7 protein-coding genes are annotated in these 12422 nt (G+C 73.8%); 3 read left to right on the top strand and 4 right to left on the bottom strand.

Annotated features, from left to right (window positions below; all coding sequences use genetic code 11):
- Nucleotides 1-46: 46 nt before the first annotated feature.
- Together ACAX67_RS20535 and ACAX67_RS20530 are read right to left on the bottom strand one after the other, a co-directional pair.
- Nucleotides 47-3232 carry a DEAD/DEAH box helicase gene (locus ACAX67_RS20535; RefSeq protein ID WP_370705762.1) on the bottom strand — a complete coding sequence of 1062 codons (3186 nt, stop codon included), beginning with the start codon at nucleotides 3230-3232 and terminating at the stop codon, nucleotides 47-49.
- Nucleotides 3233-3312: 80 nt separating this feature from the next.
- Nucleotides 3313-4773: an FAD-binding oxidoreductase gene (locus ACAX67_RS20530; protein ID WP_370705761.1), complete on the bottom strand. Its 1461-nt coding sequence runs from the start codon at nucleotides 4771-4773 to the stop codon at nucleotides 3313-3315.
- A 158-nt stretch (nucleotides 4774-4931) separates the two neighbouring features.
- Here ACAX67_RS20530 and ACAX67_RS20525 point away from each other — a divergent pair, with 158 nt between their 5' ends.
- Nucleotides 4932-8282: an ATP-binding protein gene (locus ACAX67_RS20525; RefSeq protein WP_370705760.1), complete on the top strand. Its 3351-nt coding sequence runs from the start codon at nucleotides 4932-4934 to the stop codon at nucleotides 8280-8282.
- On the opposite strand, the gene ACAX67_RS20520 is transcribed toward ACAX67_RS20525, so the two are convergent.
- Together ACAX67_RS20520 and ACAX67_RS20515 are read right to left on the bottom strand one after the other, a co-directional pair.
- Nucleotides 8279-9271: a lytic transglycosylase domain-containing protein gene (locus ACAX67_RS20520; protein ID WP_370705759.1), complete on the bottom strand. Its 993-nt coding sequence runs from the start codon at nucleotides 9269-9271 to the stop codon at nucleotides 8279-8281. The genes ACAX67_RS20525 and ACAX67_RS20520 overlap by 4 nt on opposite strands.
- Nucleotides 9268-9846 carry a cob(I)yrinic acid a,c-diamide adenosyltransferase gene (locus ACAX67_RS20515; RefSeq protein WP_370705758.1) on the bottom strand — a complete coding sequence of 193 codons (579 nt, stop codon included), beginning with the start codon at nucleotides 9844-9846 and terminating at the stop codon, nucleotides 9268-9270. Before ACAX67_RS20515 ends, ACAX67_RS20520 begins: the two co-directional genes overlap by 4 nt.
- A gap of 148 nt (nucleotides 9847-9994) precedes the next feature.
- Here ACAX67_RS20515 and ACAX67_RS20510 point away from each other — a divergent pair, with 148 nt between their 5' ends.
- Nucleotides 9995-10306 carry an STAS domain-containing protein gene (locus ACAX67_RS20510; protein ID WP_370705757.1) on the top strand — a complete coding sequence of 104 codons (312 nt, stop codon included), beginning with the start codon at nucleotides 9995-9997 and terminating at the stop codon, nucleotides 10304-10306.
- A 66-nt stretch (nucleotides 10307-10372) separates the two neighbouring features.
- The gene (locus ACAX67_RS20505) at nucleotides 10373-12403 is read left to right on the top strand and encodes an ethylmalonyl-CoA mutase (RefSeq protein WP_370705756.1); all 2031 of its coding nucleotides are present in this window, start codon (nucleotides 10373-10375) and stop codon (nucleotides 12401-12403) included.
- Nucleotides 12404-12422: the final 19 nt, after the last annotated feature.

Here is a 12422-nt window from a genome sequence, read left to right as displayed (position 1 = left end):
GTTACCCGGCGCGCAGCCGGCTACCCGGTCGTCGAGCAGCCCGAGCTCAGTCGAACAGGCCGCGGATGTCGTCGGCGTCGATGCCCTGGGTCATCGCACCGTCGCCGTCGATGACCTGGGCGAAGAGCTCGGCCTTGCGGGCCTTGAGCTCCATCACCTTCTCCTCGATGGTGTCGGTGGCGACCAGGCGGTAGACGTGGACGTGGGCGGTCTGACCGATGCGGTGGGCGCGGTCGACGGCCTGGGCCTCGGCGGCGGGGTTCCACCAGGGGTCGAGGACGAAGACGTAGTCGGCCTCGGTGAGGGTGAGGCCGACGCCTCCGGCCTTGAGCGAGATGAGGAAGACCGGCGCGTCGCCGGAGCGGAAGTCGTCGATGACTCGCGCGCGGTCGCGGGTCGCGCCGTCGAGGTACGTCGTCGCGATGCCCTCGGCCTCGAGCCGGTCGCGCACCCGCGTCAGGAACGAGGTGAACTGGCTGAAGACGAGCGCGCGGTGTCCCTCGGCGGTGATCTCCTGCAGGTGCTCGGCGAGCAGGTCGAGCTTGGCCGACCCGACAGCGTCGTGCGCCGGATCGACGAGGGCGGGGTCGAGGGCGAGCTGGCGGAGCTTGGTCAGCGCGCTGAAGATCGCGATGCGGTTGCGGTCGAACTCCTCGACGAGGCCCAGGATCCGCTGCCGCTCCTTGGCCAGGTGGGTGTCGTAGATCTTGCGGTGCTTGGGCTGGAGCACGACGTCGAGCACCTGCTCCTGCTTCGGCGGCAGGTCGGCGGCGACCAGCTCCTTGGTGCGTCGCAGGAGGAAGGGGCGGACGCGTGCGCGGAACCGGTCGCGCACCTGGGTGTCGCCGGTCCGCTCGATCGGGCGCGCGACGCGCTCGCTGAACTGCCGGGGCCACGGGTAGAGGCCGGGCACCGTGATCGACAGCAGCGCCCACAGCTCCATGAGCCGGTTCTCGAACGGGGTGCCGGTGACTGCGAGCTTGAACGGCGCGGCGATCGTGCGGACGGCTCCGTAGGTCTTGCTCTGGTGGTTCTTGACCTGCTGCGCCTCGTCGAGGATCAGGCCGCCCCAGCGCACCGACGCGTAGCGAGCATGGGCGAGCCGGAGGACCGTGTAGGTCGTGACGACGATGTCGCTCTCGGCGGCGATCGCGGCGACGTCGTCGGTGCGGCGGCCGCAGATGCCGACGCGCAACCCGGGCGCGTGCCGGGCGGCCTCGTGGGCCCAGGCGGTGACGACGCTGGTCGGCGCGACCACGAGGAAGGGCCCGTCGTCGGGCCGGCGGTCGCGTGCGTGGTGGACGAGCGCGAGCACCTGGAGGGTCTTCCCGAGGCCCATGTCGTCGGCGAGGATGCCGCCGAGGCCGTGCTCCCACAGGAAGGCCAGCCACCAGAAGCCCTCGCGCTGGTAGGAGCGGAGGTCGGCGGTCAGCCCGACCGGCTCCGGACGCGGGATCTCGGTGAGGTCGCGCAGCGCCTGCGCGCGCTCCACCCAGGCCGCGGCCTGGGCGTCGACGATGCCGGTCTCGGCCAGCTGCGCCCAGAGACCGAGGTCGTGGGTGCCGACACCGATCCGGTCGCCGTCGCGCTCCCGCAGCTCGGCGGCCGCTGCGACGACCTCGCGCAAGCGATCGAACTCCGGCCGGTCGGTCGCGATGAACAGCCCGCTCGGCAGCACCAGGAACTCGTGGCCGAGGGTGAGCGCGGCGATCACGTCCGGGAGCGGGATCCGCTCGCCCTCGACGTTGACGGTCACCTCGAGGTCGAGCCAGTCCGTGGGACGGTCGCCCTCGACGGGCTCCACCACGTCGAAGCTGATCTCCGGGGCCGAGGTGGCCTCCCGGAAGTCGGGCCGCTGCACCTCGACGACCTCGACGTCAGGGAGCTCGCGCAGGTGGGGCAGGTCGTGGATCGCCAGGGACAGCGCGTCGCCGTCGCGGACGGTGCGCCGGCCGAGCAGCGCGGCAGGGACCGTCGCGCGCACGGCCGCCTCCGCGACCCGGTCGCGCAGTCCGTCGAGGGTGGCGCGGTCGTCGAGGCCGCAGCGGTGTTGGTCGCCGTACGCCCACGCCCAGGCGAGGTCGGCGACCGTCGAGCTGCGCCACTCCACCGTCACGTGGAGGACCGGCCGGACCGGGGCTGGTACGTCGACGGAGCCGTCGGGCGAGCGGACCGTCACGTGTCGCAGGAGGCCGGCGAGTCGCTCGCGGAAGGCGTCGAGGTGGGCGACGGGCACCTCCATCGGGCCGTCCTCGACCAGCCGGCGGGCGACGGCGGGCACGTCGCGGTCGAGCTCACCGATGTGGACGTCGCCGTCGTCGAGCAGGGCGACGACCCGGCCGCTGCCGACCAGGCGGACCCGTTCGCCGCGCCACAGCTCGCCGTCGACGTCGACGCCGAGCGTGAGCCGTGCGACCTCGCCGTCGTTGGTCACCTCGGCCAGGAGGCCCACGGGCTTCTCCCGCACGACCACCGACCGCAGCGGTGCGACCGCGACGAACTCCACGCCGGCCGCCTCCGCCGCGCGCAGCAGGCGGAGGAGGTGAGGGCCGAACTGGGCGAGCGACGGCACGGTGCCCGTGGCGTGGTAGCCCTGGTGGCGGACCAGTGCCGACTGGAGCGCCCCGATGGCGTCGGCCTGGTCAGGCAGCAGGCTGCGCGCCTGGACCAGACCCGGCACCTGGGACCAGTCGGCTCCCGAGCGGATCCACGCCTGCTTCGCGCCGGGGCGCAAGGGCCTGATGCCGATCGACGGACCGTCGTCGCGGTAGGAGCGGATGCGGCGCTCGTCGAGGCTGAACTGCAGGGCGACCGGCACCTGCTCGGTCTCCCGGTCGGCGGTGCGGCCGAGGTCGTCGACCAGCGACCCGAGCTGACGCTCCCACTCCGGCACCCGTGGGCCCTCCTGGTGGCCGGTGCGGATCGCGAGCGCCACGGCGGCTCCGTGCTTGCACATGTTGCGCACCGGGCAGGTGCAGAGGCTGAACACCCACCCGCTGGTGCGGGCGCGGCTGCGACCGCTCGGTCTGCCCACCTCGCAGTGCAGCTGCACGTGGTAGGGCATCGGCGCCGACCCCTGCACGTAGGCGGTCGCGGTGACGGAGCCCGCGCTGAGCTGCTGGAGCGTCGGCGGGCCGTCGATGCGCTCGAGGTAGCCCCGGGCGCGCTCGATCGTCTCGGGAGCGAAGTGCTCCTCGAGGAAGTCGTCGGTGAGAGAGGCGAGTACGTCCACGGCGCGTCCATCGTGGCACGCACGGCGGACAACCCGGGCCGCCCTCCACAGGCGGCCCGGGTCACTCCCGGAAGGAGTCCTCAGGCGGTCGCGCGGCCGTCCTCGTAGAGACGCGGCACGCGGTGGTTGGCGAGGAGGACGCCGTGGGGGTCGACCGCGCTGCGGATGCCGACCAGCTGGCGCCAGGCCTCGGCCCGGAAGCCGGCCCTGGTGTCGGTGGGGTTCTCGGCGAAGTTGAGGTACTGCGCTCCGCTGGAGTACGGCGCCAGCGCCCGCGTCACGCGGACCGCGTCCGCGTGACCCTGGATGCCCATCTCCGGGACCGGCGCCATGGCCAGGTTGAGCGTGGCGAACGCGCCGTCGAGCTGACCCAGCACGCCCCCGCCCTCGTGCGGACGGCCGAGCGCACCGCCGAGCTGGCGCAGCTCGACCAGGTTGAGCGAGGTCGTCGCGTCAGGGCCGACCTCGGCCAGCCACGCGTCGATCGCGGCGTCGGGCAGCCCCGCCAGCATGCTGCTGTCGGAGACGGCGGGGGCGCCGCCCTCGGGGTCCATGTGCAGGCGGTCGAGCGCCCGGGCCGGCATCCGGGTGAAGGTGTCGAGCTCGGGCTTCAGCGCACGCAGCCCGGCGAGGAGCTGCGCGCCGTGCTCGTCGGAGCCCAGCACGGCGCCGTCGATCATCGCGACCTGGCGGCCGGCGAGGAACGGCGGGACGTCGGGGATCGGCGGGAAGCGCAGCACGCGGAAGGACGTGGTGACCTCGTCGGGCGCACCGGGCGCCCACGCCGCCCACTCGCGCAGGACCGGCTCGACATCGGCCAGGTCCCACATCATGAAGCCGGCGTACGCGCTCTGGATGTCGTACATCTTGAACTCGAGCGCGGTCACGACGCCGAAGCTGCCGCCACCGCCGCGCAGGGCCCAGAAGAGCTCGGCGTTCTGCTGCGCGTCGGCGCGCACCAGGGTGCCGTCGGCGATGACGAGCTCGACGGCGGTGAGGCTGTTGGCGGCGAGGCCGAGCTTGCGGGCGTACCACCCGATGCCGCCGCCGAGGGAGTAGCCGGCGATGCCGACGTCGGGGGAGGAGCCGTGCAGGACGGCCTTGCCGTGGGCCGACGCGGCGAGGACGGCCGGCTCCCAGATCGCGCCGCCCTCGACGCGGATGGTGCCGCGGACGGGGTCGGTGACGACGGCGTTCATCTCCGACGTCCGCACGATGACGACGTCGTCGAGGCCCTGCTCGGCGAGCGGGCGGGCGTTGTGGCCGGTGCTCTGGGGCGCGACGCGCAGGCCGGACTCGGCGGCGACGCGGACGACGGTGGCGACCTCGCTCGCCGAGCGCGGCAGGGCGATGGCGGCGGGCCGCTGGTCGACGGCGACGTTCCAGGGCAGCCGCACGGCGTCGTACCGCTCGTCGCCGGGGAGGTAGACCCGGCCGCCCAGCAGGCCGCGGAGGGCGTGGCCGGCGGCGACGGTGTCGGAGGGGAGGGTGACGGGCGCGGTGGGGGCGGTGGTGAACGGGCGGTCGGTCTCGATGGTCATGAGGGGTGCTCCTGGTCGGGCGTCTGGGGATCTGTGTTGACGAGGAAGAAGATCCCCCAGGCCGCTTGGGGCGCAGTTGGGGCCGACTTGGGGGCACTTGAGCCCGGTTGGGCGCAAAGCGGGTGAACGCGGCGTCCGGGGTCCCTATGCTTCGGCTCGTGCAGGTGTCCGTCCTCGGTGCAGTCGAGGTCCGACGGGACGGGCAGCCTGTCGATCTCGGGACGCCCAAGCAGCGTGCGCTGGTGGCCGTCCTCGCGCTCGCCCACGGCTGGCCGGTCTCGGTCGACGCGATCGTCGACGCGCTCTGGGGCGACACGGCGCCGCCGGGCGTCGCCGGCACGCTGCAGAGCTACGTCTCAGGACTGCGCCGCGCGCTCGAGCCCGACCGCGCGCCGCGCACGCCGGCGACCGTGCTGGTCACGGCCGCCCCGGGCTACGCGCTGCGCGTGCCCGACGACCAGGTGGACGCGCATCGCTTCGAGCAGGCCGTCGCCGTCGCGCACCGCACCCTGCAGCCGCTGGCCGGCGCCTGGGGGACCGCCCCGCTGGAGACGGCGACGCTCGAAGCCGAGCGCGCCCGGCTCGACGAGGCGTTGGGGTGGTGGCGAGGGACGCCGTACGCCGACCTGGGCGACTCCGACAACGCGATCGCCGAGCGCACCCGCCTGGAGGAGCTGCGGCTGGTGGCCGCGGAGGACCGGGCCCTCGCCGCCCTCGCACTCGGCGACCACGCGACCACCGCCGCCGAGCTCGAGGCGCTCACGGGCGCGCACCCGTTGCGCGAGCGGCTGTGGGAGCTGCGCGCGGTGGCGCTGTTCCGCAGCGGGCGTCAGGCCGACGCCCTGGAGGTGCTGGCCACCCTGCGGACGGTGCTCGACGAGGAGCTCGGGCTGGAGCCGTCGGCGGCGGTGCGGGACCTGCAGACCGCGCTGCTGCGCCAGGACGAGACGCTCTCCTGGGTGCCTCCGGCAGGGGAGCGTACGGCGCCCGCACCTGCCGTGCTCCCGGCCGACCCGCCCCCGGAGCGGGCGCCCGAACGACACCTCGCCGGAGCGCAGATCGCCCCCTGGCCCATGGTCGGCCGGGACGCGGAGCTGGCGGGTCTGATGAGCGCGTTGGGCGCCGCGGAGTCGGGCCGGCCGTCGTACGCCGTGCTCACGGGCGAGCCCGGCATCGGCAAGTCGCGGCTGGCCGGCGAGATGCTGCTGCAGGCGCGACGCCGCAACGTCGTGGTGCTGCACGGGCGCTGCTCCCAGGACGAGGGCGCGCCGCCCCTGTGGCCGTGGCGCGCGGTGCTGGCGGGGATCGGCGTCGACCTCGTCGATCTCGTGGGTCAGGCGGGCACCGACGAGGGCGGTCGGTTCCGTGCCTGGCAGCTCATCACCTCGGCCGTGCTGGAGGCGGCGCGGGAGCGGCCCGTGGCCCTGCTGATGGACGACCTGCACTGGGCGGACCCGCCGACGCTGCGCGTGCTCCGGATGCTCGTCGAGTCGGCGACCGACGAGCGGCTGCTGGTGGTCGGGGCGTGGCGCGCGCACCCGCCCCCGACCGGACCGCTGGCCGACGCGGCGGAGTCGTTCGCCCGCGCCCACGCGCTGCGCCTGGACCTGGGCGGCCTGCCCGAGCGGGCGGCCGGGGCGATCTACGAGGCCGTCACCGGTCAGGCGATGGCGGGGGGCAGCGCCGACCTGCTCGTGCAGCGCACCGACGGCAACCCGTTCTTCCTCGTCGAGCTGTCCCGGCTGGCCGCAGAGCGCGGCGGCGGCGTCGACCTCGCCGGCGGACAGCTGCCGGCCGCGGTCGGGGACGTCATCGACCGGCGCCTGACCCGACTGCCCGACGACACCGTGTCCGCCCTGCGGTTCGCGGCCGTGATCGGGCGCCGGTTCGACCTCTCGACGTTGGCGGCCGCCGCCCGGATCGACGAGGACGACGCGCTCGACGTGGTCGAGCCCGCGCAGGCCGCCGGCCTGGTCCGTGAGCACGGCGTCGACCACTACCTGTTCACGCACGCGCTCGTGCGCGACCGGCTGCGCGAAGGCATCGGCGCGAGCCGTACCGCGCGGGTGCACGCCCGGATCGCCGAGGCCTTCGCCCAGGCACCCGGCCGCGAGAGCGAGGAGGCCCGGCACTGGCGGGAGGCCGGGCCGTCGTACGCCGGCCGCGCCTGGCGCTCGGCCGTCGCCGCCGCCGCGATGGCGCGCAGGCTGCACGACCACGACGAGGCGGCCGCGCTCCTCGACGGCGCGCTGCAGAGCATGGAGGACGACGCGATCGCCTCGGCGACCGACCGGCTGGCCGTGCTCATGGACCTCGCCGAGGCGCACCGTTGGGCCGGCCGTCAGGGCGACCTCGTCCAGGCGGCCGAGCGGGCGGTCGCCGCTGCGCGGGAGATCGGCGACGCGGAGGCGCTGGCACGGGCGGCGGTGACGGTCTCCACGGGTGTGCTGTGGCGCTCGGCACCGCCGGGCCGGACCAACGATGTCGTCCTCGGCGCGCTCCACGACAGCCTCGCCCAGCTGCCGTCGGGCGACAGCGAGCTGCGCTGCCGGGTGATGCTCGCGCTGGCGATCGAGGCCGACCACGACGAGGAGGCGACTCGGTGGTCCGGCGACGCCCTCGCGATGGCGCGCCGCCTCGACGCCCCCGCGCTCGTGATGGCGGCCCACCAGGTCGCCCACATGGAGTGGCTGCCGTCGACCGCGCCGGACCGGCTCGACCACATCACCGAGGCGCTCGGGATCGCGCGCGAGCTCGGCGACGAGCGGGCCGGGGTCGTCTGCGGCACGCTGCGCGCCGGAGCGCTGGGCGAGCTGGGGCGGGTCGAGGACATGTGGGCGCAGGTGGCGGAGACGCTGGCCGACGCCCGGCGGCTCCGGATCGCGTACGGCGACCTGGTGCTGACCGGGCTCGAGATCCCCTGGGCGGCGCTGGCCGGCCGGTGGGACGACTGCGAGCGCGGGCTCGCGCACGTGGCCGAGCTCGCGGAGGACCTCGACCACGGGTCGGTCGAGGAGACGATCGAGATCTGCCGTTTCGCGATCGCGTACTGGAGCGGGCGGCCGGCCGACGCGCTGGCCCCGCTCGGGCTGTTCCTCGAGATGGGCGCTCCCTTCGGGACCGCGGTCGCGGTCTGCCGGTGGCGTGCCGGCGACGAGGAGGGCGCGCGGCAGGCGTACGCCGAGCACGGCCCGCCCCCCGAGGAGGAGGCCAACCTCTCGGCCCTGGTGTGGGCGCACGCTGCCGAGCTCGCCGCGTACCTCGGCGACGCCGATCTCGCCGCGAGCGCCCACGCCCAGCTGCTGCCCCTGTCGGGTCGCCCGTGCGCAGTCGGGGTGGCGATCGTGATGGCGCCGGTCGACGCCTACCTCGCGCTCGCGGCCTCGGCCATGGGCCGCACCGAGGAGGCCACGTCGTACGCCGACGCGGCGCTCGCGTCGTCGGAGGCGTGGGGCACCGGGGTCGTCACCGCGTGGCTGGGCGAGCTCCGCGAGCGGTACGGCTTCTAGTCCGTGCGCGTGCCGAGGAGGCGCTCCGGGTGCTGCCGCACGTAGGTCGCCACCGGGACGGGCGTGGTCGACCGGTAGCCGATCGGAAGCCAGAGGTCCCCGATCGTCGAGAGGTAGACGATCTGCCAGCGGACCAGCTCGCCGAGCGCCCGCGGGTCGCGGTGGAGGATCGCCGCGTAGGCGAGGATGCCGTCGACGTAGCCCTGCGCGTTGTTGTAGCGGAGCAGGGCGCCCGCGACGTCCGGCCCCGCGAGCGCGCCCGTGCCGCCGCCGTTGGCGGCGAGGTAGTGCGCGGCCCCGAGGATCGCGTCGTGGGGGTCGTCGACGTCGCCGTCGCCGTACGCCGCCCAGGTCGAGGGGATGAACTGCATCGGCCCCTGCGCGCCGGCCGTCGAGAGCCCGCGGATCTTGCCGAAGCCGGACTCGACGAGGTTGACGGCGGCGAGCACCTCCCAGGCGACGCCGTAGCGCCGCTCGCCCTCGCGGTAGAACCGTCGCAGGTCCGCCGTCGGCGCCGGCTCGAGGATCTCCCAGGCGGGGACCTCGTCGGACAGCGTGGTCAGCACGCTGCGCAGGGACCGGCGGGCGGTGAGGTGGTCGGCGAGGTCGGCGCGGTAGCGGCCCGGCACCAGCAGGCGGACCCGGTGCTCCCACGTCGGCGTGCGGGCGAGCTGGCGGTAGAGGAGCTGCGCCTCGAACGCGGCCGCGTCGCGGAGGTCGCCGGCCGTGCCTGGGGCGCGCGCGAGGTCCTCGTCGGTGACCAGCCGGGCGGCCAGCTCGGCGGCCGTGCGCGGAGCGGTGAAGGTGCGGGTCAGCGGGGGAGCGCTCGGCTGTGGGTCCGCCGGCTTGTCGGGCCGTTCGTGGACCTGCCGATCCGTTGCGGGTGCCGAGCTGGGCGGCGGTCCCGGTGCGGAGTCGTCACAGCCGGTGACGAGCGAGCCCGCCGCGCAGGCCACGAGGACGGCGACCCACCGCCGCAGCGGCGTCACTCGCCGCGCTCGCCGCCCGGCACCCAGAGCACGTCGCCGTCGGCACGGTTGGCCACCCGGGCGAGGATGAACACGAGGTCGCTGAGCCGGTTGAGGTAGGTGATGGCGAGCTTGTTCATGGTCTCGCCGTGCTCGGCGTGGGCCGCCCACGCCGAGCGCTCGGCCCGCCGTACGACCGTGCGCGCCACGTGGAGGTGGGCGGCCGCGGCCGTGCCGCCGCTGAGGATGAACGAGCGCAGCTTCGGCACCATCTCGTTGTAGTGGTCGCACCACTGCTCGAGCCGGTCGATGTAGGCCTGCTCGATGCGCAGCGGCGGGTACGCCGGGTCGGCGCTCACCGGGTTGCACAGGTCGGCGCCGACGTCGAAGAGGTCGTTCTGCACGTGCACGAGCACGGCGACCACGTCGTCCTCCAGCCCGCCGGTCGCGACCGCCACGCCGAGGTGCGCGTTGGCCTCGTCGACGTCGGCGTAGGCCTGGAGCCGCCGGTCGAGCTTCGAGGTCACGCTCATGTCGCCCAGGCGCGTCTCGCCTGCGTCGCCGGTGCGGGTGTAGATGCGCGTGAGGTTGACCATGCGGCCGAGCCTACGGCCGGAGAGCGTGTGACCGACGACACACCCGGGCGTTCCGGCGCCCGCATGCAACCGATTCGGCATGTCGCGCGTCATGGTGGGTAGAGACAGACAACAGCGTGTCGGGAGCGACGCCGGGGAAGGGGCAGGAATGGACATCGTCACCGACGGTCCGATCCTCGTGCTGAGCGGCGACTTCGACGTGCGCAGCACCGGACAGGTCCGCAACGCGCTCTACGACCACCTGCGCAGCAACGCCGAGGGCACCATCACCCTCGACCTCACCGACGTCGACACGATCGACCTCACCGCGCTGAAGGTCCTCGCAGTGGCCAGCCGGTTCGCGCTGCGCGACGGGCAGCGGCTCGTGCTGCGGGGCACCTGCCCGGCCGTGCGCCGGATGCTGCACCTGAGCCACCTGGTCCGCTTCTTCGAGATCGAGCGGGAGCCGATCCCCGCCTGACCGGTGTCGGAAACCCCACATTCCAGGGTGTTACCGCGGGGTAGCCGGACGTCTAGGCTTCGCGCTATGAGCGAAGCCGCCAGCACCGCCCCCCAGAAGGACCGCCCGTGGGTGATGCGCACCTACGCCGGCCACTCGACGGCGGAGGCCTCCAACGCGCTGTACCGCACCAACCTGGCCAAGGGCCAGACCGGACTGTCGGTCGCCTTCGACCTGCCCACGCAGACCGGCTACGACCCCGACAGCCCGCTCGCGCGCGGTGAGGTCGGCAAGGTCGGCGTGCCGGTGCCGCACCTCGGCGAGATGCGCAAGCTCTTCACCGACATCCCGCTCACCGAGATGAACACCTCGATGACGATCAACGCCACCGCGATGTGGCTTCTGGCGATGTACCAGGTCGTGGCCGAGGAGCAGAACCCCGACCTGTCGCCCGAGGAGGTCGCCGCGCAGCTGGCCGGTACCACCCAGAACGACATCATCAAGGAGTACCTCTCGCGGGGGACCTACGTCTTCCCGCCGGAGCACTCGCTGCGGCTCATCGCCGACATGATCGCCTACACGGTCCACCAGATCCCGAAGTGGAACCCGATCAACATCTGCAGCTACCACCTGCAGGAGGCCGGCGCGACGCCGACGCAGGAGCTCGCCTACGCCCTGTGCACCGCGATCGCGGTGCTCGACCAGGTGAAGAACTCCGGGCAGGTCGACGAGGCAGATTTCGAGAAGGTCGTCGGCCGGATCTCGTTCTTCGTCAACGCCGGCGTGCGGTTCGTCGAGGAGACGTGCAAGATGCGCGCCTTCAACCAGCTCTGGGACGAGATCACCCGCGAGCGCTACGGCGTCCAGGACCCGAAGATGCGCCGGTTCCGCTACGGCGTCCAGGTCAACTCGCTCGGGCTGACCGAGGCGCAGCCCGAGAACAACGTGCAGCGGATCGTGCTCGAGATGCTCGGCGTGACACTGTCGAAGAACGCCCGCGCCCGCGCCGTGCAGCTGCCGGCCTGGAACGAGGCGCTCGGCCTCCCGCGCCCGTGGGACCAGCAGTGGTCGCTGCGGCTGCAGCAGGTCCTGGCCTTCGAGTCCGACCTCCTGGAGTACGACGACATCTTCGACGGCTCGCACGTCATCGAGGCCAAGGTCGCCGAGCTCGTCGAGGGCGCCAAGGCCGAGATCGACCGCGTGCAGGCGATGGGCGGCGCGATCGCGGCCGTCGACTCCGGCTACATGAAGCAGGAGCTGGTCTCCGCCCACGCGGCGCGGCGCGGGCGGATCGAGGCCGGTGAGGAGGTCATCGTCGGCGTCAACAAGTTCGAGACGACCGAGCAGAGCCCGCTCACGGCCGACCTCGACTCCGCGATCATGGCCGCCGACCCCGAGGCGGAGAAGTCCGCGCTCGCGTCGGTCGCGGCCTGGAAGGAGCAGCGCGACGAGGCCGAGGTCGCCGAGGCGCTCGCCCGGCTCGCCGACGACGCCAAGAGCGGTGTGAACCTGATGACCGCCACCCTGGCCGCCGCCCGCGCGGGCGCCACCACGGGGGAGTGGGCCGGCACGCTCCGCGAGGTCTTCGGCGAGTTCCGTGCGCCGACCGGCGTCTCGGGCGCCGTCGGCGTGGCCGAGGCCGGTGCCGAGCTGACCGCCGTCCGCGAGGCTGTCCGCACGACCGGCGAGGAGCTCGCCGGCCACTCGGGCGGACGCCTGCGTCTCCTCGTGGGCAAGCCCGGGCTCGACGGCCACTCCAACGGCGCCGAGCAGGTCGCCGTACGCGCTCGGGACGCGGGGTTCGAGGTCATCTACCAGGGCATCCGGCTCACCCCGGAGCAGATCGTGGCGGCAGCCGTCGCCGAGGACGTCCACTGCGTCGGCCTCTCGATCCTGTCCGGCTCGCACATGGAGCTGGTGCCGAGCGTGCTCGAAGGCCTGCGCGAGGCCGGCATGGAGGACGTGCCGGTCATCGTCGGCGGCATCATCCCCGACTCCGACGGCAAGCGGCTGATCGAGCAGGGCGTCGCGGCCGTCTACACGCCCAAGGACTACGGCCTCACCGAGATCATGGGTGGCATCGTCCAGGTGATCCGGAAGGCCAACGGGCTGGACTGAGGTGGCGGCGACAGTTTCA

Origin of the sequence: Nocardioides candidus (assembly GCF_041321175.1) — a bacterium.
Classification (GTDB): Bacteria; Actinomycetota; Actinomycetes; order Propionibacteriales; family Nocardioidaceae; genus Nocardioides.
The sequence above is the reverse complement of the archived record's forward strand: the minus strand, read 5'-3'. Positions and strand labels throughout refer to the sequence as shown.